We start from the raw sequence: 20889 nt of genomic DNA, 5'->3' as shown, positions 1-20889 counted from the left end.
CGGTGAATCCGTTCGTCCTCGACGCCCTTCCTGCCACGCTCATCTGGCGTCGAAGGCCGTCCTGGACTCCAGGATGCCCGCGGCGTTGTCCTCGGCCCATCCGGCCAGGTCACGGACGATCTCGAGCAGACTGAGGCCGCGGGGGGTCAGCGCGTAGTCGACGCGCGGGGGCGTGGTGTCATGGACCGTCCGCGTCACCAGGCCGTCCCGTTCCAGACCGCGCAGTGTCGTGCTGAGCATGCGCTGGGTGATGGGCGCGCTCATCCTGCGCAGTTCGTTGAATCGCCTGGTGGTGTCGCTCAGCTGGCAGATGACCACCACCGACCACTTGTCGCCGACCCGTTCGAGTACGTCGCGGATCAGGTCGCGCGCCTGCTCGCATCGGTCTGAGGCGGTGTCGTCCGCCTGCGGGGTCGGATGCGTCATGACATGCAGTATACAAGCGATACCAGGTTCCTGTAAGTAACGGTTCTCTCGGTGATACCTGGGCATGTCGAAGTGCCTTCTTGCCGCCTCCCCCAGCCTCATGCGACGGTTCTGAAGTCGCACCAGGTATACGAAAAGAACCATCGGGGAGCTGCGGCGATGCATGCAATTGGTCTTTATGAGTTCGGAGGGCCCGAGGTTTTGCGGGTCATCGACCTGCCCGAGCCCCATGCCGGGCCCGGCGAGGTCCGGGTGCGGGTGCGGGCGGCCGCGGTGAATCCGGCGGACACGCTGTTACGCTCCGGCACGCTCGCGCGGCTGTTCGCCGGGGTGCCGGCGCCGTACGTGCCCGGGATGGACATCGCCGGCGTCGTCGACGAGATCGGACCGGGCACCGAGACCGCGCTGTCACCGGGAGACCCGGTGATGGCGATGGTGCATCCGGTAGGCCCAGCCGCGGGCGGCTACGCCGAGTATGTCGTGCTGCCGGCCGGCTGGGTCGTCCGCGCACCGGCGGGCACCGATCACGCGGCGGCGGCCACGCTGCCGATGAACGGGCTCACCGCGCTGCTGACGCTCGACCTGCTGGCGCTCGCGCCCGGCTCGGTCCTCGCCGTGACAGGGGCCGCCGGGACGCTCGGCGGCTACCTCGTCGAGCTGGGCCGACATGCGGGACTGAGCGTGGTCGCGGATGCGGCGCCCGCCGACGAGGACCTGGTCCGCCGCTCCGGTGCGGCCGGCATCGTGGCCAGAGGGTCCGACGTCGCCGAGCGCATCCGGGCCCGCCATCCGGACGGTGTCGCCGCGATCGCCGACACGGCGCTGGTCGGACCACGTCTTCTGCACGCCGTACGCGACGGCGGCCGGTACGTACGCTTCCGCACCGCCCGTGAGCCCGGCGGCCAGGAGATCGACGGCGGCGGCCGGGTCACGGTGCTGACGCCGTTCGTCCCCGACTACGCGGGGCGGACGGACAAGCTGGAACAAATTCGCCTGTTCGCGGAGTCGGGCGTGCTCACCCCGCGCGTCGCCGCGGCCATGCCCGCGGCCGAGGCGGCCGAGGCGCACCGGCGGCTCGAGGCCGGCGGTCTTCGCGGCCGGCTCGTACTCACCTTCTGACATCCCTTCTGATATCGCCAACCCACCCATTTGAGGGAGTAGTCGTGTCCGCACGTTTCGCAGAGAAAGTCATCCTGATCACCGGTGCCACGTCCGGGATGGGCCGTGCCGCCGCGGAGCGGATCGCGGCCGAGGGCGGACACGTCGTCCTCGCCGCACGCGGCAAGGACGCCGGCGACGCGCTGGCCGCCGAGTTGCGTTCCGCCGGAGGCGAGGCCACCTTCGTACCCACCGACGTGACCGTGGAGGCCGAGGCCGCGGAGCTGGTCCGGCAGGCGGTGAGCCGGTACGGCCGGCTCGACGGCGTCTTCAACAACGTCGGCGCCGCCACGGCGGTCGGGGCGGTGACGGACGTGGAGGGGGACGCCTGGCACGCCGACCTGGCCCTCAACCTCGGCAGCGTCTTCTTCGGCCTGAAGCATCAGATCCCCGCGCTGCGGGCCGCCGGTGGTGGCGCCATCGTCAACAACGCCTCCGTGCTCGGCGTCACCGGGCAGGCGGGCATGGCGGCCTACAGCGCCGGCAAGCACGGCGTGCTCGGGCTGACCCGGTCGGCGGCGCTCGACGTGGCCGGGTCCGGCATACGGATCAACGCCCTGGTCACCGGTGGCGTCGACACGCCGCTGCTGCGCGGCAACATGGGTCCGTCACCGGAAGAGTCCCTGCGCGCGGCCGAGGCGATCCACCCGATCGGGCGGATCGGGCAGCCGGAGGAGATCGCCGCGTTCGTGGCCTTCCTGCTGAGCGACGAAGCCCGGTTCATCACCGGTGCCGCGCTCGCCGTCGACGGCGGAATCACCGCCGCCTGAGCGGCAGGCAAGCGGTGTCAGTGCGCGAGCACGTCCGGGAAGCCGAACGCCGTGACCAGCGCGGGATCATGGAATTTGATCACGCGGGAGACGCCCGTGGCGGTGGGGGCCAGCACCACGGCGCCGTCGGCGCGGAGCGCGCCGTCCGCGTCCCGGTGATACACCACGGCGGCGGGCTGGCCGTTGGCCGCGGTGGCGATCATCCGCCAGTCGCCCGGCGTGCCCAGCACGTACGCGCCGAGCATGTGGACGCACCTCGCCCGGCCCGACTGCCAGTCGCGGAACGGCGTCGCCTCAAGCGTGGCGTCCGTGCGCAGCACCCGTTCCAGCAGGCCGACGTCGGAGCGCTCGAAGGCCGCGATGTAGCCGTCGAGCAGCGCGCGTGCCCGTTGGTCTGCCGGTTCGAGCAGGTCCACGGGCTCGGGCTCCAGCTCGCCGAGCCGTGCGCGGGCGCGCTGCAGACCGCTTTTCACCGCCGCGGTGGTGGTGCCGAGGATCTCCGCGGTCTCGGCCGCCGAGAAGGCCAGCACTTCGCGCAGGATGAGGATCGCACGCTGGCGGGCGGGCAGGTGCTGCAGGCTGGCGATGAGCGCCAGCCGCAGCGACTCGCGTTCGACGATCACCGCGGCCGGATCGCCGGCCGGTGGGGCGACCCACGCGTCCGGCAGCGGTTCCAGCCACGCGACCTCGCCCGGCGCAAGGGGCCTCGGCGGGCGATCGGGTCCGTCGTACGGACCGGTCAGCCCCGAGGGCAGCACCCGGATCGGGCGCGGCTCCAACGCGGTGAGACAGACGTTGGTGGCGATCCTGTAAAGCCAGGACCGCATCGACGCGCGGCCCTCGAATCCGGAGTAGGACCGCCACGCCCGCAGATAGGTCTCCTGCACCAGGTCCTCGGCGTCGTGCGCCGAGCCGACCATGCGGTAGCAGTGCGCCAGCAGCTCCCGGCGGAACCGCTCGGTCTCGGCCGTGAACCGGTCTCGGTCCGGTGCCCCTCGCAGATGCGCCGTCACGCCGAGAGCCTAGTGCCGCACCACGCCCGGGCACGTGTCCCCGGGCAGCAGGGCCAGCTTGCCGACGGTGGCTCTGGATTCCAGTTCCGCGAGCGCTTTCGGACCGTCCGCCAGGTCATACGCGGTGGGCTCGCGGGGGGCGAGCACGCCGGCGGCGATGAGCGCGGACAGCTCACCCATGACCTCGCGGAAGATCTGCGGTGCGGCCTGGATCAGCACGCCGATGTTGAGGCCGATGACATGGACCTGATGCCTGTACACCAGGTGCCAGTTGCTGATCGCGGCTTCGCCGCCCGCGAGGCCGAGGACGACGACGCGGCCGGTGACCCGCTTCGCGGCGGCCAGGCCGGCCTCGAAAGTGGCGCCGCCCGCCGACTCCAGCACGAGGTCGACGCCGGCGCCGCCGGTCAGCCGCAGCACGCCGGCGGCGAGATCGCCGCCGAGGGAGTCCAGGACGTGGTCGGCGCCCAGTGCCAGCACCGTCTCATGTTTGGCCGGCGAGGCGGTGGCGATGACGGTCGCGCCGTAGTGCTTGGCCATCGTGACCGCGGCCTGGCCGGTCGCGCCCGCCGCAGCGTGGATCAGCACGGTCTGGCCTGGGGTGATGCCGCCCAGAGGCTTGAGAGCGGCCAGCGCGGTGGGCAGGTTGACGACCAGGCCGAGCGCCTGCTGCTCCGTCCAGCCAGGGGGCACCGGCATCGCCGCGGCCGCGGGCAGCACCATGTATTCGGCGAAAGCGCCGTTTCCGACGCCGGTGACACGGGTCCCCGGGCGCGGCCCGGTCACCCCCTCGCCCATCGCGACGACATCTCCGGCGGCCTCGAAACCGGCCAGGTATGGCGGCCGCGGGCCGTCCAGGAACGTGCCGTACGCCTTCGAGATGTCGGCGAAGTTGACTCCGGCGGCGGTGACCCGGATCAGGACCTCGCCCGGGCCGGGGCTCGGCACCGGCGCGTCGGTGATCAGGCGCATGTCCTGCGGGCCGTCGAGGGAGGTCTGCTGCAGCGCGCGCATGGTCGTGGGAATGCTCATCGGCGATCGGCTTTTCTTCTCGGCGTACATGAGAGATCGGCCCGGCGCGCGAGCCGATCTCTCATGTAGACCCCGGTCGCCGCCAAAAGGAATCGGCCGCACCCGGAGGAAGGGGGGTTACTTCGCCTGGTCGAGGATCACCCTGGCCAGGGCGTCGGCGGCGTCGGGCCGGCCGAGGGCTTTGGCGGCATCGGTCATGCGCGCTCGAAGGCCGGGATCGGTGAGCAGTACGTCGAGCTCGGCCAGGAGTTGGTGAGGGGCCGGGCCGGGTTCGAGCAGGGCGCGGGCGGCTCCGGCCTGGACGAGGTAGCGGGCGTTGCCGCGTTGCTCGTCTCCGGCGGCGGGGATCAGGGGGATGAGGACGGACGGCTTCCCGACCGCGACCAGTTCGGCGACGGTTCCCGCGCCGCTGCGGGAGACGACGACGTCCGCCGCGGCGTACACGTCGGGCAGTTCCTCGCCGACGTACGCCGTGGGGTGATAGCGCTCGCCGATCCCGGTGGGCAGACCGGCGGCGACCTCGGTGAGATGGCCGATCCAGTCCCGGCCGCACTGGTGGAGCACCTGGGCGCGGGTGAGCAGCGTGGGGAGTATCCGCTCGATCAGGGTGTTGATCTGCCGGCTGCCCTGGGCGCCGCCGGTCACGTAGACGAGCGGCAGATCCGGCGCCAGGCCATACCGCTCGTGCGCCCGCGCGGCGTTTCCGCGCAGGAGCCGGGGACGGATGGGGTTGCCCGTGACCACGGCCCGCGCGCGGGCCCGCACGGGGAGGTGGTCGATGGAGGTGGGGTGGGTGAGCGCGACCGTCGTGGCCACCCGGGCCAGGATGCGGTTGGCCAGGCCGAGTGCGGTGATCTGCTCGTGCATGACCAGCGGACGCCCGAGAAGGCGGGCGGCGAGACCGAGGGGCACGCAGACATACCCTCCCGTCGACACCACCACATCGGGCCGGTAGCGCGCGGCGATGCCGGCGGCCTGCAGCACCCCGACGGGAATGCGGAAGAGGTCGACCACGTTCCGGCCCAGCTCACGGAGGTTCGGCGATCGCCTGACCTTGCCCGCGCTGATCGCCCTGAACGGGATGTGGTGCTCCGCGGCGATCCGCGCTTCCAGCCCGTCGGCCGTGCCCACCCACAGCACGTCCACGTCGCGGCCCTGCGCCGCGGCGTGCCGGCGAACGGCCGTGATGGTCGTGAGCGCGGGATAGGTGTGCCCGCCGGTCCCGCCCCCGGTGACGAGCATCCTGATCTTCCGCGCGGCTGTCATGCGGTCGTCCCCTTCACGTGTACGGCATCGGCACTCATGATCGTTTCACGATTGCGGCCGTGCTCCGTTGCCCGCCCGGCGGCTCGGTCCGGGCTCAGGCCGGCCGGGCGGCGGGCCGGAGGCCGTCCATCAGCAGGTCGAGCAGGCGACCTGCCTTGGCGTCCTGCTCCCGCCGGGGGGCCACGGTGAAGATGCCGATGAGGGAGGCGGCGATGTCCTCGGCGCCGACGTCGGAACGCAGGTCGCCCGCCTCTCGACCGGCGTCGAGGATCGTGGTGATGGCCGCCAGCAGCTCGTTCCGGGTCTGCGCATGGGTGATCTCGCCCGACTCGATCATCGCGAGCAGCGTGCCGAGCATGCCGTTCTTGGTCGCGATCCAGTCGCCGAACAGGTCCATCCAGCGCCGCATCGCCGCGGCCGGGGGCATCTCGCCGAGCAGCTCCCGGGCGCCGGTCGTCAGCCGTACGACCTGGTCCCGGTAGACCGCGTCGACCAGCGACTCGCGGGTCGGGAAATGCCGATAGAGCGTGGCGATGCCGACTCCGGCCTCGCGGGCGATCGCACGCATCGACGGCTCGGCGTCGGCCGACGCGAACACGCGGGTCGCCACCGCGAGCAACTGGTCGCGATTTCGGGCCGCGTCCGCCCGCGTCGCGCGCATCTCTGCCTCAGTCAAAACGGAACACGCTCCGGTTGTGTTAGGGTCATCCATTGAACCGGAGCATAGTCCGTTTCGACGCGTTCCCCCCAAGGAGGCAGGCGTACATGCAGCACGATCAACCGCCGACGGGCAGGAGCAGGGCGGTCCTGCTCGATTCGTTCGGCGGCCCCGAGGTTCTGGACGTCCGTGAGGTTCCCCCGCCGCAGGCGGGTCCGGGACAGATCCGCGTGCGGGTCACCGCGGCCGGGCTGAACCCGATGGACTGGATCATGACCGCCGACGCGGACACCGCCGCCCGGTTCGGCCTGAGCCTCCCGGCCGGGTTCGGCACCGACTACGCGGGACTGGTCGACCAGGTCGGTGACGGGGTGACCGGCTTCGCACCCGGCGACCGGGTGTTCGGGGGCGCCCTGTCCCGCGCGGTCGCCGACTTCGTGGTGATCGACCCGGCCGGAGGGATCGCGGCGAACGAGGCCCATCACACTCCCGACGGCGTCGACGACCGCACCGCCGCCACCCTCACGATCGCCGCGCGCACGGCGTCCGCCGCCCTCGCCGTGATCGGCCCCGGCCCGGACGACACCGTGCTGATCGGCGGCGCGGCCGGAGGGGTCGGCGTGTTCGCCGTCCAACTGGCCCGGCTCGCAGGGGCACGCGTGATCGGGACGGGATCGGCCACCTCGTCCGGCTTCCTGCGCGACCTCGGAGCCGAGCCGGTCGCCTACGGCGACGGCCTGGCCGACCGGGTCCGCGCCCTCGCTCCCGGCGGTGTCACCGCGGCCATCGACCTGCACGGTACGGAGACCGTGCACGCCGCGAGGAAACTCGGCGTCCCGGACGGCCGCATCTGCACCATCGCCGCGCAGGTCGACGGGGTGGCGGCGGCCAACGGCGCGAACGCCGCCCCCGGCGCCCTGGAAGAGATCGCCCGCCTGGTCGCGGCGGGCCGGCTCCGGGTGCCCATCGCGGCGAGCTTCCCGATCGAGCAGATCCGCCGCGCGGCCGAGCTCCAGGCCGGCCGGCACGTGCACGGCAAGATCGTCATCGACCTCTAGATCAAGGCTGTCGCGATGATGAAGGGAAGACAACCCAGGGAGACGCAAGGATGGTCGAACGAGCAAAGGCCAGGTCCCGGATCGTCGAAACTGGCCTCTGAACTGGTGGTTCGTGGTGGGGCTACCAGAACTTGAACCTGGGACCTCTTTCTGGCGACTACGACACCGGGCCAACCTCACGGATGAACTAAGGGACGTGGGCTTGCACTCCACCGATGTCCGCCAGCGTCCATGCTCGCACGTCCTGGTCGTCACACAGGGATATCGAGGCGATCAAGATCACAAACTTCTAACGATCCGAGATACGAATGTGACTCTCCGTCAAGATCGCTGCTGGTATATTTTCCGGTATGTTTTCGTACCCTGAAGCCGATGAAGTCTTGGACGACCTTGGCGACAAGGTGACTGAAGCGTTCGCCCGATCCGTCGCTCGCACCAGGGCCGACCTGGCCGAGTACCGGCGGCTGAAGCCCTCATGGGTCTCACAGTCAAGCGAACGTGGTCTCGCCAACTGGATCCATGACCGGCTCTGGTACCACCTGACCGTCCTTCTTGATGGAATCCCCTCCGTACGGCTGGTTGACAGCGAGCCGCGCGAGAGATCTTCGTAGGCTTCCGCTACCGTCTGCGGGCCAAGCGGCACGGCGATGACGGCAACATCAGCACCTATCTCACTCCGGGAGCCATCGAGTTCCTCTTCCAGCCTCCGGTCCAGGAGACGCTTTCCGACCTGGAGGAGATCCGGCTTATTGTCGGGTACACCTGGGACAAGGAGACGCGCATGATGGGGCAGGCCGTCCTGTCCCTACGGGACGGACAGGATGAGATCGTCTGGCTCGTTGACCTTCCCGATACGGGCACTGGGTACGCCGGCGGCACGGTCACGCCTCTACTGCCGCCCGCAGACGGCCCCTCCTCTCCCGTCATCCAGCTGGGCGACGAGCAATCGGACCGCGACGACAACGACACGGAGGAGGGCGCGCAATCATGAGCAACCTCGGCGAGGTGCTTACGACAGCTCGCCGGGCATGCGGATTGACGCAAGAAGAGCTTGCGGCCGCGGCAGGGGTAACCCAGGCGGCGCTCTCGCGCTATGAGAATGACCTGCGGGAGCCTGAACCTGATGTCCTTGCGCGGTTGGCTCGGGCCTTGGGCGTCACTGAGACGTTCTTGGCCCGAGCGGGACGCGTGCGCGGCGGTATGGCAATTGATGCTCACATGCGCCGGCGCATGACCGCCAAACCCACAGTTTGGCGGCAACTCGAGGCCAAGCTCAACATGTATCGCATGCACGCACGAATGCTGTTTGAGGAGGTATCGCTACGCGCGGAACAACGTGTGCCGACGCTGGATCCCCTGGAAATAACGCCCACTGATGCAGCACGATTTGTCCGCATGCAATGGCGCATGCCGCTTGGGCCGGTACGCTCACTTACTCGGTGGCTGGAAGCCGCAGGCTGCCTGGTCATCGAGGAAGACTTTGGGACGGCTCGAGTCGATGGCCTCTCTCAATGGATCGATGATCACCCTGTGATCCTGATCAATGGCAGGGCTCCTACAGATCGGAAGCGGCTCACATTGGCTCATGAGCTTGGCCACCTCTGTCTGCATTCGGTCGAAATCTCTCCGGACGTAGAGGCGGAAGCAAATGAGTTCGCGGCCGAGTTCCTTATGCCAATCGAAGTGATCCGGCCGCAACTGCGGAACCTTAAAATCGGCAGACTCCACGATTTGAAGCGCGAGTGGGGTGTGTCCATGCAAGCTCTTATCGAGCGCGCCCATCACTCGGGCCTTATAACCGCAGGTGAACGTTCGAACCTGCACAAAGCGTTCAGCGCCAAGGGCTGGAAGACAAATGAGCCTCTCAGTGAGGAGCTCGCTCCCGAACGCCCTGAGCTCACGGTCAACATCGGAAGTGCACTTTCCGGGAAGGGGCTTGGCGCGCAAGACATCGCTCACCTCGCTGGGTTCGCGACTCCCGAACACAACGAACTCTTTCCTGTGCCGCGCCCCCGTCTCAGACCTGTCGGATAGCCGAGAGACAAGAACGGCCCGCCTCGCGGGCCGTTCTTGTCTCTTCCTGTCCTGATCTCTGTCTGCCATCAGGGCGACGCGAAGCGGCCAGGGGGCCAACCTGGCCCGCCTGTACCCGGTTAGTGCAGGGAACGATCAACCTAACGGATGGGATTCCTTCAACCGCGCCAAATTCTCGGCCAACACACTCGAGAGAACAGGGGGTACGCGAGCCTTCGCCCGTGTGTCATGCTGACTTGGAGGAGTCCAGTCAATCTGGGTGGTTCGGTGAGCAGTAACGGTCGTATCCGAAAACTAGCTTACAGGCTAGCCGATATGTGGCTCAGCAAGCTGGATGAATTGTTCAGCACGCATGATGCGTTCGCCTGGGTGCAAAGGTGGTCCATCGGCGGAGATCCCTACCTGCGCCACTATAGAGACTTGCGTTTCGACCGGCACAAAGCAAATGGCCAATCCGCGGATAATCCCATCCACCCCGAGCGGGTTCTTACGGAAGCAAGCAGCGGCCCACATCCCGTTCACGACACGCCTCTCACTGAAGCGCTCGACCGCCTCTTTCTAAAACTGGGCCCACCGCCGGATCGGATCAAGAGCATGGACGTTCCGGTACAGAGCGGCGGAGGAATGAACTAATGGCTCCCGGCTTCGATCGCTTGCCTACTGGCCTGGAGTTTGCCCAGCAGTGGGCACAGCTTCCTCCAGAGCACCTGCGCATCGCATTGAAGGCGTTGGAACCGCAGCTTGCGCGCGAGCACGCATATCGCATGGCCAAAGAGAGGCTGGCACATCGCCTGCTCATGACTGGGCTCATCATGGGCTTCGGGCTCTCCCTGGTAATGCTGGTAGCCGCAGTCCTGGTTGGCCTGCAGGGGCAATCATGGCTGGCAGCTCTATTCTCTGGCCCAAGCATGATGACGCTGGTTGGAATGTTCGTACTGCGCAAGTTTGAGTTTCCCCGTGGAAGAGCAATAAAGGTGCCTCTTGAACCTCCCACATCTTCGGGCCCGGCACCGGAACCAGATGCGCCAGCAGTATGAAGCGTGCGCTACGTACCTGCATGACATAGCGCAGCACGGCGTGTGCTGATCTCTCGTCTGCCGCCGCCCACCCCGGGGGACTGCGGGCCGGAGACGGGGCCGGCGTCCCCGCGACCGACGTCCGCGGGAACATCACCAGCCACCGGGCCCGCTCCACCATCGCCAGCCAGCTCTACAACGCCAAGGAACCGATGACGCTGTTCGAGCTGCAGGCCTGGCTCGGGCACCGCTCCCCGCAATCCACCCAGTACTACGCCAAGATCACCCCGACGACGCTGACGCGGGCCTACACCGACGCCGGATACTTCGAACGCAACGTCCGCACCATCGAGGTGCTGATCGACCGAGACGCCGTCGAGAGCGGAGCCCCAGCCGCCGGAGAACCGTGGCAGTACTACGACCTGGGCCACGGGTTCTGCAACTACACCTTCTTCGAGCAGTGCCCGCACCGGATGGCCTGCGCCAAATGCGACTTCTACACCCCGAAGGACGGCTCCAAGGCACTGCTGCTGGAAGCCAAGGACAACCTGCAGCGCATGCTCGCCGCCGTCCCGCTCACCGACGACGAACGCGCCGCGGTCGACGAAGGCAAGGCTGCCCTGGACCGGCTGCTCGGCCAGCTCGCCGACGTCCCCACCCCCGCTGGGCCCACACCCCGGCAAATCAGCACGCCGGCCCAGGCGACCCTGCTGCCGATCATCGAGATCAACCGGAGGCCGACCTAGTCAGGCCGCGTGCCACAGCCCAGTGAGTGCCGCACCCATTCTGGATCGGCCTTGCCGAGCTCGATGCTGTTCTCGTCAAGACCGTTGGCGATGTGGAAACGGCCTGCGTCGAAGACGAACTCCACTGCGATGGTGCCGTCCGCCAGGTCATAACTCGAAGGACGCCACTCCAGGAGAGCAACTTCGCGCAATTCCTGGCCGACGAACGGTTCAAGCCGTTCGTCGGCGCTGGACCAGGCCGGAGTCAGCTCGAACCACTCCCAGTCACTGATCGCAGTCGTCGTGTCGATGCTGTTCCAGCCGATCGACAGCTCATCGAGCTTCCAGTGGCAGACCTCTACCCGGACCCCGTCGAAGTCCAAGACGATGGGGCAGTCAGCAAACCAGTCCCCGTCCTCGACGAAACGCACGATCGCGAATCCCGTCAGACGTCGGCCACCAAGCGCGGCCAGGTTCGGGCCGTGTACCTCGCAGACGGCTTCAAGCCCGACGAGAAAGGTCGGCTCGAACCCGGAAATCCCCATCACGCTAGGCGATTCTCCAGGTTCTTCGCGGAACCGGCCAGCTGATATCTACCAGCAAGCCGATGGCCCCGCTTGACAGATCAAATTCCACATAATGGTGCGGTTGACGTGCCCTTCGACGGGTCCGGAGCTGTAGGGCAGGGTGAGTCCGGCGGTGACGGCGTCTTGGTCGCGGCGTAGCCCGGTGACGAAGGAGTGCAGGTCAGGCAGGTCGTCGTGGAGTATCGCGTTAATCCATGCCTCCAGGTCCCGGCCGCGGCGGATCTACTGGAGGCAGCCGAGCTCGCTATCGAGCAGGTCGCAACCCAGGCGGGCTTCGGAACGCCGACGAGTCTGCGTCAATCCTTCGCGCGGCAACTACACCCACCAAAACGATACCGAGAGATGTTCCGCTATGGATCGGACCACGAGTGAGCTCCGTCCACGGTCAGTGGCTTCTTAGGCCCTCGTAGACGAGGTCAACCATGCGCCGCAACTGGTCTCGTTGATCGGGCGCGCCCGCGGCCATCGCCAATCCGCTTAGAGTCATCAAGAGGTCGTCGGCCGAGACTTCGGGACGGGTCACGCCGCTTGCCGCAGTGGCATCCAGCAGATCGCCAAGGACCACATTCAGCTTTTCCCGACTCTGCGCGAACGGGTTGCCGCCGCTCGCGACGACCGCCCGAATCGCCTCGGTCAGGCCGAGCTTCGTCGTCATGTACTCGATGAAGCGGTCCATCCAGGTGCGCAGCGCCTCCTCTGGGTTGCGGGAGGCGAGCAGCTCACCCGCGGCGTCACAGACTGCATCGAGCTCGGAGCGATACGCAGCCTCGATGAGCTCCTCACGCGTGGGGAAGTGCCGGTAGATCGTGCCGACTCCCACCTTCGCAGCCTTCGCGATCTCGGTGTAGGGCACGTCCGGCCCGTGCTCGACGAACAGCTCGGTCGCGGCGGCGAGGAGGCGCGCACGGTTCCGCGTCGCATCTGAGCGCGGCCCCCGCCTGCTTGCTTGATCGGCTGGCTGAGACACGCCGGTCCTCCCTGTCGCTTGCCCGCGCGGCTTCGCCGGCGGGCGATCCATGACTTGTTACCGGAATAGATTCCGTTTAGGCTCTGTTATCCGGAACGGATTCCACTTAGAGGCTACCGCCCTCGCGGGCAGCCAGGCGAACGAGAGCCTGCCTGGCCCCGGAACCACACGAACACGAAGGACATATAGCGATGGTTGCCGAAGAGCAGCAGATCCAGAACGACGGGCCGAAGCCGGCCTATGACCACGAACGTCTCACGACGCGGTACGGCTTCCACACCACGGCCAACGAGATCATCGAGGGTGTCGACCTGAGCGGAAAGCGCGCCGTGGTGACAGGCGGCGCCTCGGGCATCGGCGCGGAGACCGCCAAGGTCTTGGCGGGGGCAGGTGCCGAGGTGACGCTCGCGGTGCGCAACGTCGACGCCGGCCGGCGCGTCGCCGACGACATCCTCAAGGACCACCCTGGCGCGAAGGTCTCCGCCGCGCCTCTCGACCTGGTCGACCGCGGATCGGTCGCCAAGTTCGTCGAGGCATGGAGCGGACCGCTGCACATCCTCGTCAACAACGCGGGCATCATGGCGCTGCCTGAGCTGCACCGCAGCCCCGAAGGCTGGGAGCTGCAGTTCGCGACCAACTATCTCGGCCACTTCAACCTCACCCTCGGGCTGCACGACGCACTCGCGACGGCCGCGGGCGCTCGGATCGTCTCGGTCAGCTCGAACGGGCACCGAACCTCGCCGATCGTCTTCGACGACCTCCACTTCGAGAGGCGCGCCTACGAGGCGTGGCTCGCGTACGGACAGTCCAAGACCGGGAACGTGCTTCTCGCCGTCGAGGCCGGGAAGCGCTGGGCCGACGACGGCATCACCGCGAACGCGCTGATGCCGGGCGGTATCCGCACCAACCTGCAGCGCCACCAGATGGAAAACATCACCCCCGAGATCCAGGAGATCTTCGACAACTACCCGTGGAAGACGCTGCAGGAGGGCGCCGCCACGTCGATCCTCCTGGCCGCTTCGCCGCTTCTGGACGGCATCACGGGCCGCTACTTCGAGGACAACAACGAGGCCGAGCTCACCACCGACCCGGACTCGGACACGGGCGTGCGCCCGCACGCGCTCGACCCCAATGACGCCACACGACTGTGGGACGTCGCAACCGAACTGCTGCGGTCCTAGTCGACCCGGTACAGAGAACAAGGACAACTCTCAGCATGGAGATTCAGGGAAAGACCGTCCTCGTGGCGGGTGCAACCTCGGGCCTCGGGCTCGGCGTCGCACGCCACTTCATCGAGCGCCGCGCCAACGTCGTGCTGCTCGGTCGCCGCGCCGAACTCGCCCAGAAGCACGCCACCGACCTCGGCTCGCGCGCGCTTGGGGTCGGGGCCGACATCACCGACCCCAAGCAGGTCGAGGCGGCCATCGAAGCCGCGATCGACCGCTTCGGAACCATCGACATCAACGTCAACACCGCCGGGTACATCGTCGCACTGCCTCTGGTCACCGCCGAGGGCACGGCGACGCAGGTCAGCGAGTTCAGCCGTCTGATGAACACCAACGTGATCGGCACCTTCAACGTCATGAGCCAGTCCGCGGCAGTGATGCTGAACAACGCCCCCGGCGAGGACGGTGAGCGCGGCGTGATCCTTCCCGAACCCTCGGCGCCTCGGCAAGCCCGAAGAGTTCGCGGCGTTCGCCGCGCACATCGTCGAGAACGGCTACTTCAACGCATCCAACCCGCGCCTCGACGCGGGGTATCGCATCGGCCTGTAGTGCCGTTCAAGTAGGACAGGTTGTGCCGATGCCGCAGCGTCACATGCGCGGGCATCGGCACAACCCGTGGTCATGACCAGGAGGACCGAGAAGGGCTTGCGCGCTTCCTTCGTGCGCGCCGAGACGCGCTGCAACCAGAAGACGTGGGACTGCCCCGAGGTCCTCGCAGGCGAACGACGGGGCTTCGCAGAGAGGAGGTCGCTGCCATCAGCGGCCTCTTCAGCGACTACTACACCCGGATCGAGCAGTTGCGCGGCCCGGTCCCATCAGCGCAGATCCTCTCAGCTATCGCCCAGGGCCTGCGCTTGACCGCAGACGAGCGGGAGCGGCTCTTCGACCTTGCCGGGCATGCAACGCCGCAACATCGGACGTGGAACAACCACGTCAATACGGGGATCATGCGCGTGCTGGAAGGGCTCGATGACACCCCGGCGCAGGTCGAGAGCATCCTTGGCGAGACTCTCAAGCAAACCAAGCTCGCCGTCACACTGCTCGGCGACGAGACTTCGTTCACCGGTCTCCTACGCTGTGCGCACGTGGTCCCGCCGGGCCGAGATCGACGCAGGCCAGCGGCCGGGAACGACCATCGATCGCCTGCAGCAGCGTGCGGAGCGGGACGCTGTAGCGGCCGTAGCGGACGGTCAGCCCGGGCACCTGCTCGGCGAAGGTCGTCGCGGCGCAGTCGTCGTTGCCGCACCGAAACCGCCGTACCCGCAGGTGGAGCACCGTCTCCTGGCCGCCGACCGCGCTGTCGCACACCCGCCGCTCGTAGCTGCTGCGCCCCCGCTGGGAAACCGGCCCGCATCGCGAGCACGCCGCCTGCGTGGAGACGGTCCTGGCCCAGATCCGTACCGACCTGCCTGACCGGCACACGCCGTCGATCTGCAGGCAGGTCAGGTGAGGGAAGAGAACCGCGAGCAACTCAGAGATCGTCACTCCAGCATGATCAGCAACACCGGGCAGCCGAGCGCGGGAAGATCACAAAATTGGTGCCAGAGCCAGTATTGGAGCGCCGCCGTCACTGTTGCACTCCAGGTCCCTGTGGAGGAGATCTCGTGTCTCGTCGGGGCGTAGCAGTACGGGACAGCACTCGTCTACCGGAAGCGGATCCGGCCCGTTCTCCAGGCGACGCGACTGTCATGGACCGTAGCTTCGAAAGCTTTGCCCTTAACCTCGGCCTCTCGTCTTTGATGAGGACCGGAACCCGTCAGGGTCTCGTCTGGCAGTCGTAGTGAACCGGGCCGGTGAGGAGCAGGAGCCCAGCATCGCCTCAGTCGGCGACCGCGGCCGGGGGTCTGCGCGCCCAGCCGCTCCGGGTCCGTACGGCGCCGGCGGCGCGGCAGGCCAGGTAGATGACGAAGGCGATGGTGGTGACATACGGGCTGATCGGGACGCTGCCGCCCAACGCGATGAGGATGCCGCCGACCACGGACGTGACGGCGAACAGGACGCTGAGCAGCGGGATCAGGCGAGGGGAGGCGGTCACCCGGGTGGCGGCGGCCGCGGGGGTGACCACCAGGGCGAGCACCAGCAGAGCGCCGACGATCTGGATGGTCGTGGCCACGGCGAGACCCAGCACCAGCGTGAACACGGGAGACAGGGCCCGGACGGGCACGCCGCGGGCGGCGGCGACGTCGGGATCGAGGCTGGCGAAGGTCAGCGGACGCCAGACGACCGCCAAGGCGAGCAGGACGACGACCGACACGCCGATCAGCCAGGCCGTCTGCGGCGTGTCCACGGCCACGATCTGACCGGTGAGCAGGCCGAACTTGTTGGCGGCACGGCCCTTGTACAGCGACAGGAACAGCACGCCCAGTCCCAGCCCGAACGGCATCAGAACGCCGATGGCGGAGTTGCGGTCGCGGACGCGCACCCCCAGGGCGCCGATGACCGCGGCGGCCAGGACCGATCCGGCCAGGGATCCCGCCACCACGTTCACCCCGAGCAGGAGCGCGGCCGCCGCGCCGGCGAAGGACAGCTCGGCGATCCCGTGCACCGCGAAGGCCAGATCCCGCATCATCACGAACGTGCTGATCAGGCCGCCGACCACACCCAGCACGGCCGCGGCGACGATCGAGTTGGCGACGAGGGCCAGCAGTTGCCCGTAGTCGTCGTAGTTGAAGATCTGGTGCCAGATGCCGGTGCTCATGTCGGGACGCCTTCGGTGGGGTCGGGGTGATGCGGGACGGGGGCGCCGGCGATCAGGTAACGGCCGTGGGCCCGGACCACCTCGACCTGGCCGCCGTACAGGCCGGACAGCACGGAAGACGTCATCACCTCGTCGGGCGTGCCGACGCGGAACCGGCCCCCGGCCAGGTAGAGCACCCGGTCGACCAGGGGCAGCACCGGATTGAGCTCGTGGGTGACGAAGAGCACCGCGGTGCCGCGAGCGCGCCGCCGCCGGTCGAGCAGGTCGACGATCGCGTGCTGGTGGTGCGGGTCCAGCGAGAGGAGCGGCTCGTCGCACAGCAGAAGCGCGGGATCGGTGGCCAGGGCCTGCGCGATACGCACCCGCTGCTGCTCGCCGCCGGACAGCAGGCCGAGCGGCATGTCCGCGTACGCGTGCGCGCCCACCTCGGTCAGCAGCTCGTCGATGCGACGCCGCAGCCCTCGGCCGCCGAGGGGCAGACCCCAGCGGTGGCCGTCGACGCCGAGCCGTACGAGGTCGCGGGCGCGCAGCGGCGTGTGCGGGGCGACGGCGCGCTGCTGGGGGATGTAGCCGATCAGATCGCCGCCCCGCCGGGGCGGGCGGCCGCCGATCAGCAGGGTCCCGGCGGCGAGAGGCACCTGACCCAGGACGGCGTGCAGCAGGCTGGTCTTGCCGGCCCCGTTGGGCCCCAGCACGGCGATGAACTCGCCGCCGCGCAGCTCCAGATCCAGCCCGGACCACAGCACGCGCTCGCCACGGCGCAGTTCCGCGCCGGTCAGGCTGAGGACGGCGGGGGCGGCCTGCGGTGCGATCGTGCCCGGGTGCTCGATCATCGGCCCAGTCATCGGTGCAGGGCCTTGCCGAGCGCGTCGAGGTTGGCGGTCATCCAGCCGATGTAGTCCTCACCGGAGGGCAGGGTCTCGGTGACCGGGACGACGGGGATTCCGCTGCCGTCCGCCGCCTCACGGACCTTCTCGGTCTCCGGGCCGGAGGTCTGGGAGTTGTAGACCAGGGCCCGCACCTTCTTGCCGCTGAACAGGGCGAGGGTGTCCCGCAGGACGCGGGGGGAGACGTCGTTGCCTTCCTCGATGGCCTCGCTGAACTCCTCGGGGGTGGCGTTGGTCAGGCCGCAGGCCTCGATCACGTACAGCGGGACCGGCTCGGTGATCGCCACGGCGGCGCCCTGCGCGGTCTGCGCGATGGCCGCCTCCTGCTCCTCCAGCGGCGTGAGCTTCTGCTTGAAGGCCTCGGCCCCGGCGGTGAAGGCGGCGGCTCCGGAGGGGTCGGCCTTGCCCAGCGCGGCGGCGATCGAGTCGGCCAGCCGCGCGACGGACGGGAAGTCATACCAGACGTGCTCGTTGAGCTCCTCCCCGGCGGCCGCCGTCTTCCCGGAGATCTCGACCGCGTTCAGCACCTGCGCCGAGGTGTTGCCGGCGGCGTCGCGCATCGTGTCCATGAAGTCGTCGTAGCCGCCGCCGTTCTCGATGATCACCTTGGCGTTCGACAGGGCCAGCTGGTTCTGCGGGTTGGCCTCGTACGAGTGCGGGTCCTGGTCGGGGCCGGCGATGAACGAGGTCACCGCGACCTTGTCGCCGCCGATCTGCCGCACGATGTCGCCGTACACGTTGGTGGAGGTCACCACGGCGACCGCGCCCGTGGACGCGCTCGCGGACGGCGCCGCGGACGCCGCGGGAGAAGGCGAGCCGCCGCAGCCGGCCAGCAGCACGGAAGCCAGACCCGCGAGGACGAGCCGGGCGGGACGAGGGAGGGGGAAGGTGTTCATGTCAATCCTTGTGGTTCGAACGGGTCGACGGTCTGCCCGCCGAGGGCCGGGGGCGCCGTGCCGGTCAGGAACGCGGCGGGGAGGCGTAGGGGAGCAGCGCCATCTCACGGGCGTTCTTGACGGCGCGGGCGATCTGGCGTTGCTGCTGCACCGTGACGCCGGTGACGCGGCGGCTGCGGATCTTGCCGCGGTCGGAGATGAACTTCCGCAGCAGGTCGGTGTCCTTGTAGTCGACGTGGCTCACGCCCTGCAGCGGGTTGCCCTTCTTCCGGACGGTGCGGCGGGGCTTCATGCGATCTCCTTGAGGTCGAGGATGTGCGCGAAGGGGTCGTCGTAGCCGGCCCACACGCCGGAGCCCGCCCGTGCCTCCTCCTCGGTGAGAAGGCAGGAGTCGAGCAGCGCGTGGACGCGCTCGCGGTCGAGGTCGGGCCCGGTGAACACCAGGTGCTGGACCCGGTCGCCGGTGACGGGGTCCCAGTCGAGGCCGGCGGCCGTACGGCGGGCGGGGGAGACCATGTCCCAGGCGGCCTCCGGCAGCGCGGCCAGCCAGGGCCCGGCGTCCTCGACCGACACGATGCCCGCGACCGCGTCCCAGGCGAGCAACCGATGAGGCCGGCTGGCCAGCCAGAACCGCCCGCGGGAGCGTACGGACCGGGTGACCAGCTCGTCCACGGCCTCGAACAGGCGGGCGGGGTGCAGCGGGCGCAGCCGGTGCCAGACGACCGTGGTGATCTCGTCGGTCTGGGCGTCGCAGGGCAGCTGGGCGGTGGCGGGGTCGACGCGTTCGGCCAGTTCCCGCGTGCACAGCCGGGCGCCGGTCACGTCCGGCAGCGACGCGGCCGAGACCGCGGTGGAGTCCGGGGTGAAGATCGGCGTGCAGGGCGCGAGGTGGGCGAGCACGGCGCGGGAGAGCTCCGCGTCCTCTTCGTCGCCGCCGTGCACGGTCAGGGCGGTCGCGTACTCGATCTGCCGGGCCAGGACCTCGGCGAGAAAGCGCCGGTCACCGGCCGCGGCGATCTGGCCGGTCTCGCGGAGGCGGTCGCCGCGGGTGATGTCGACGGGCATGTGCTCGGCGTGCAGCGCGGTCAGCACGCAGGTCAGCCGCAGGATGTCGTGGGCCTCCTCGCAGTCGAGCGCCTCGGCGACCGAGCGCGGCTCGACCGAGTCCCACAGGTCGACCACGAGCAGCGACGCGGCGGCGGCGTGCCGCACCAGCTGAGGGAGCAGGTCCTCGCGGACGGTGCAGGTGACACAGCCGTGCGCGAGCCGTACGTCGGCCAGGCCGAGCACGGTGGAGGCGTCGCGCACCACGCGCTGCACCCGGTCGGCGGTCACCTCCCGCAGGTCGTGGTGGACGGCGACGGAGCCGGGATGGTCGCGCAGGAGTCGATCGACGACGGCCGTGCGAGCAGAGGCGTGCAGGCCCGCGACCAGGACGACGGGGGTGGACATGGAGGCCTCCGGGTTGCCGGAATGAAAATGATTATCGTTATCATTACACATACCGACGGCGAGAGAGGAACGGCCCATGGCCAGAAACGAGCTACGCCCGGTGGTCAAGCTGCGATCGAGCGCGGGAACCGGCTACACGTACGTGACCCGCAAGAACCGCAGAAACGACCCCGACAGGCTCACGCTCCGCAAGTACGACCCGATCATCCGCAGGCACGTCACATTCCGGGAGGAACGATGAAGAAGGGCATCCACCCCGACTACCACCCGGTCGTGTTCCGCGACCCGGGCGCCGGGTTCGCCTTCCTCACCCGCTCGACCGTCACCAGCGCCAAGACGATCGAGTGGGAGGACGGCAACACCTACCCTGTGGTGGACGTCGACGTCTCCTCGGCGAGCCACCCCTTCTACACCGGGCGCAGCAGGGTGCTCGACACCGCCGGCCGGGTCGAGCGGTTCAACCAGCGCTACGGGAGGGCCTGATGCCGGCGCACTGCCAGCTCACGGGAGCCGCGCCGGTCTTCGGCAACCGCGTCTCCCACTCCCATCGGCGCACCCGCCGGCGGTGGAACCCCAATATCCAGCACCGCCGCTACTGGCTGCCCAGTGAGAACCGCCATGTACGGCTCACGCTCAGCGCCCGGGCGATCAGGACCGTCGACAAGATCGGCATCGAGGCCGCCGTCGCCCGGATCCGGGCCCGGGGGGAGAGGATCTGATGGCCAAGAAGAGCAAGATCGCCGCCAACGAGAGACGCAGGGCCGGGGTCGCCCGCTACGCCCGGCGGCGCGCCGAGCTGAAGGAGGCCGTACGCACCGGCACTCCGGACGAGCGGGCATCGGCCGTACGCGAGCTGGCGCGCCAGCCGCGGGACGCGAGCGCGACCCGCGTGCGCAACCGCGACTCCGTCGACGGCCGCCCGCGGGGGTATCTCGGCACGTTCGGGCTGTCCCGGATCCGGTTCCGTCAGATGGCCCATCGGGGCGAACTGCCGGGCGTGACGAAAGCGAGCTGGTGATC

General features: G+C 68.8%; 27 protein-coding genes and 1 pseudogene. 15 read left to right on the top strand and 13 right to left on the bottom strand.

Annotation, left to right across the window (positions count from 1 at the left end; genetic code table 11):
* Positions 1-39: 39 nt before the first annotated feature.
* The gene (locus FLX08_RS14640) at positions 40-426 is read right to left on the bottom strand and encodes a winged helix-turn-helix transcriptional regulator (protein WP_142619383.1); all 387 of its coding nucleotides are present in this window, start codon (positions 424-426) and stop codon (positions 40-42) included.
* A gap of 159 nt (positions 427-585) precedes the next feature.
* Here FLX08_RS14640 and FLX08_RS14635 point away from each other — a divergent pair, with 159 nt between their 5' ends.
* Together FLX08_RS14635 and FLX08_RS14630 are read left to right on the top strand one after the other, a co-directional pair.
* Complete coding sequence (locus tag FLX08_RS14635; RefSeq protein WP_142619382.1) at positions 586-1545, top strand: alcohol dehydrogenase catalytic domain-containing protein; 960 nt, start codon at positions 586-588, stop codon at positions 1543-1545.
* 44 nt (positions 1546-1589) lie between these two features.
* Positions 1590-2354: an SDR family NAD(P)-dependent oxidoreductase gene (locus FLX08_RS14630; RefSeq protein ID WP_142619381.1), complete on the top strand. Its 765-nt coding sequence runs from the start codon at positions 1590-1592 to the stop codon at positions 2352-2354.
* Between the two features lie 17 nt (positions 2355-2371).
* On the opposite strand, the gene FLX08_RS14625 is transcribed toward FLX08_RS14630, so the two are convergent.
* From FLX08_RS14625 to FLX08_RS14610, 4 genes are all read right to left on the bottom strand, one after another.
* The gene (locus FLX08_RS14625) at positions 2372-3367 is read right to left on the bottom strand and encodes a sigma-70 family RNA polymerase sigma factor (protein WP_142619380.1); all 996 of its coding nucleotides are present in this window, start codon (positions 3365-3367) and stop codon (positions 2372-2374) included.
* A gap of 9 nt (positions 3368-3376) precedes the next feature.
* Positions 3377-4399 (bottom strand): zinc-binding dehydrogenase, encoded by a 1023-nt coding sequence (locus FLX08_RS14620; RefSeq protein WP_142619379.1) that lies wholly within the window; start codon positions 4397-4399, stop codon positions 3377-3379.
* Positions 4400-4516: 117 nt separating this feature from the next.
* Positions 4517-5665: a UDP-N-acetylglucosamine--N-acetylmuramyl-(pentapeptide) pyrophosphoryl-undecaprenol N-acetylglucosamine transferase gene (locus tag FLX08_RS14615; protein ID WP_142619378.1), complete on the bottom strand. Its 1149-nt coding sequence runs from the start codon at positions 5663-5665 to the stop codon at positions 4517-4519.
* Between the two features lie 94 nt (positions 5666-5759).
* Entirely contained in the window at positions 5760-6326 is a 567-nt protein-coding gene (locus FLX08_RS14610; protein WP_142619377.1) for a TetR/AcrR family transcriptional regulator, read from the bottom strand.
* Positions 6327-6430: 104 nt separating this feature from the next.
* Between FLX08_RS14610 and FLX08_RS14605 the strand changes: the two genes are divergently transcribed.
* From FLX08_RS14605 to FLX08_RS14580, 6 genes are all read left to right on the top strand, one after another.
* Positions 6431-7381: an NADP-dependent oxidoreductase gene (locus tag FLX08_RS14605; protein ID WP_142619376.1), complete on the top strand. Its 951-nt coding sequence runs from the start codon at positions 6431-6433 to the stop codon at positions 7379-7381.
* Between the two features lie 781 nt (positions 7382-8162).
* On the top strand, positions 8163-8372 hold the full coding sequence (locus tag FLX08_RS41365; RefSeq protein ID WP_208761453.1) for a hypothetical protein: 210 nt from the start codon (positions 8163-8165) through the stop codon (positions 8370-8372).
* Entirely contained in the window at positions 8369-9415 is a 1047-nt protein-coding gene (locus FLX08_RS14595) for a helix-turn-helix domain-containing protein (RefSeq protein ID WP_142619375.1), read from the top strand. Before FLX08_RS41365 ends, FLX08_RS14595 begins: the two co-directional genes overlap by 4 nt.
* A gap of 315 nt (positions 9416-9730) precedes the next feature.
* The gene (locus FLX08_RS14590) at positions 9731-10048 is read left to right on the top strand and encodes a hypothetical protein (protein ID WP_142619374.1); all 318 of its coding nucleotides are present in this window, start codon (positions 9731-9733) and stop codon (positions 10046-10048) included.
* Complete coding sequence (locus FLX08_RS14585) at positions 10048-10452, top strand: hypothetical protein (protein ID WP_142619373.1); 405 nt, start codon at positions 10048-10050, stop codon at positions 10450-10452. Before FLX08_RS14590 ends, FLX08_RS14585 begins: the two co-directional genes overlap by 1 nt.
* Positions 10453-10643: 191 nt before the next feature.
* A complete protein-coding gene (locus FLX08_RS14580; protein ID WP_341874329.1) occupies positions 10644-11177 on the top strand; it encodes a hypothetical protein in 534 nt (177 codons plus the stop codon).
* Here FLX08_RS14580 and FLX08_RS14575 read toward each other — a convergent pair.
* A complete protein-coding gene (locus tag FLX08_RS14575; protein ID WP_208761452.1) occupies positions 11174-11704 on the bottom strand; it encodes a hypothetical protein in 531 nt (176 codons plus the stop codon). The genes FLX08_RS14580 and FLX08_RS14575 overlap by 4 nt on opposite strands.
* 424 nt (positions 11705-12128) lie before the next feature.
* Positions 12129-12710, bottom strand: a complete 582-nt coding sequence (locus FLX08_RS14565; RefSeq protein WP_208761451.1) for a TetR/AcrR family transcriptional regulator — start codon at positions 12708-12710, stop codon at positions 12129-12131.
* A 191-nt stretch (positions 12711-12901) separates the two neighbouring features.
* Here FLX08_RS14565 and FLX08_RS14560 point away from each other — a divergent pair, with 191 nt between their 5' ends.
* The 3 genes and pseudogenes from FLX08_RS14560 to FLX08_RS42930 form a co-directional block, all read left to right on the top strand.
* Complete coding sequence (locus FLX08_RS14560; protein ID WP_142619371.1) at positions 12902-13891, top strand: SDR family NAD(P)-dependent oxidoreductase; 990 nt, start codon at positions 12902-12904, stop codon at positions 13889-13891.
* A gap of 35 nt (positions 13892-13926) precedes the next feature.
* Positions 13927-14499 carry an SDR family oxidoreductase gene (locus tag FLX08_RS14555; RefSeq protein WP_142619370.1) on the top strand — a complete coding sequence of 191 codons (573 nt, stop codon included), beginning with the start codon at positions 13927-13929 and terminating at the stop codon, positions 14497-14499.
* Positions 14500-14505: 6 nt separating this feature from the next.
* Positions 14506-14805: pseudogene (locus FLX08_RS42930) on the top strand (helix-turn-helix domain-containing protein); the annotation flags it as partial.
* 190 nt (positions 14806-14995) lie between these two features.
* On the opposite strand, the gene FLX08_RS14545 reads toward FLX08_RS42930, so the two are convergent.
* From FLX08_RS14545 to FLX08_RS14520, 6 genes are all read right to left on the bottom strand, one after another.
* Complete coding sequence (locus FLX08_RS14545) at positions 14996-15421, bottom strand: transposase family protein (protein WP_167530417.1); 426 nt, start codon at positions 15419-15421, stop codon at positions 14996-14998.
* A 334-nt stretch (positions 15422-15755) separates the two neighbouring features.
* A complete protein-coding gene (locus tag FLX08_RS14540) occupies positions 15756-16634 on the bottom strand; it encodes a metal ABC transporter permease (protein WP_142619369.1) in 879 nt (292 codons plus the stop codon).
* Positions 16631-17467 carry a metal ABC transporter ATP-binding protein gene (locus FLX08_RS14535; protein WP_142619368.1) on the bottom strand — a complete coding sequence of 279 codons (837 nt, stop codon included), beginning with the start codon at positions 17465-17467 and terminating at the stop codon, positions 16631-16633. The genes FLX08_RS14540 and FLX08_RS14535 overlap by 4 nt, the downstream gene beginning before the upstream one ends.
* Positions 17468-17475: 8 nt before the next feature.
* A complete protein-coding gene (locus FLX08_RS14530) occupies positions 17476-18417 on the bottom strand; it encodes a metal ABC transporter solute-binding protein, Zn/Mn family (RefSeq protein WP_142619367.1) in 942 nt (313 codons plus the stop codon).
* A 64-nt stretch (positions 18418-18481) separates the two neighbouring features.
* Complete coding sequence (gene rpsR / locus FLX08_RS14525; RefSeq protein ID WP_142619366.1) at positions 18482-18709, bottom strand: 30S ribosomal protein S18; 228 nt, start codon at positions 18707-18709, stop codon at positions 18482-18484.
* Positions 18706-19869: a CobW family GTP-binding protein gene (locus tag FLX08_RS14520; protein WP_142619365.1), complete on the bottom strand. Its 1164-nt coding sequence runs from the start codon at positions 19867-19869 to the stop codon at positions 18706-18708. Before FLX08_RS14520 ends, rpsR begins: the two co-directional genes overlap by 4 nt.
* Positions 19870-19945: 76 nt before the next feature.
* Here FLX08_RS14520 and rpmG point away from each other — a divergent pair, with 76 nt between their 5' ends.
* Genes rpmG through rpsN form a run of 4 tightly spaced genes read left to right on the top strand, consistent with a single transcriptional unit; the run spans position 19946 to position 20887 of the window.
* A complete protein-coding gene (gene rpmG / locus FLX08_RS14515) occupies positions 19946-20110 on the top strand; it encodes a 50S ribosomal protein L33 (RefSeq protein WP_142619364.1) in 165 nt (54 codons plus the stop codon).
* On the top strand, positions 20107-20352 hold the full coding sequence (locus FLX08_RS14510; protein WP_142619363.1) for a type B 50S ribosomal protein L31: 246 nt from the start codon (positions 20107-20109) through the stop codon (positions 20350-20352). The genes rpmG and FLX08_RS14510 overlap by 4 nt, the downstream gene beginning before the upstream one ends.
* Positions 20352-20588 carry a 50S ribosomal protein L28 gene (rpmB, locus tag FLX08_RS14505; protein ID WP_142619362.1) on the top strand — a complete coding sequence of 79 codons (237 nt, stop codon included), beginning with the start codon at positions 20352-20354 and terminating at the stop codon, positions 20586-20588. Before FLX08_RS14510 ends, rpmB begins: the two co-directional genes overlap by 1 nt.
* The gene (gene rpsN / locus FLX08_RS14500) at positions 20588-20887 is read left to right on the top strand and encodes a 30S ribosomal protein S14 (RefSeq protein WP_142619361.1); all 300 of its coding nucleotides are present in this window, start codon (positions 20588-20590) and stop codon (positions 20885-20887) included. The genes rpmB and rpsN overlap by 1 nt, the downstream gene beginning before the upstream one ends.
* The last annotated feature ends 2 nt before the right edge of the window (positions 20888-20889 follow it).

Source organism: Microbispora hainanensis, from assembly GCF_006874475.1.
GTDB lineage: Bacteria > Actinomycetota > Actinomycetes > Streptosporangiales > Streptosporangiaceae > Microbispora > Microbispora hainanensis.
Note: the sequence above shows the minus strand (reverse complement) of the source record. Positions and strands in the feature narration are given on the sequence as shown.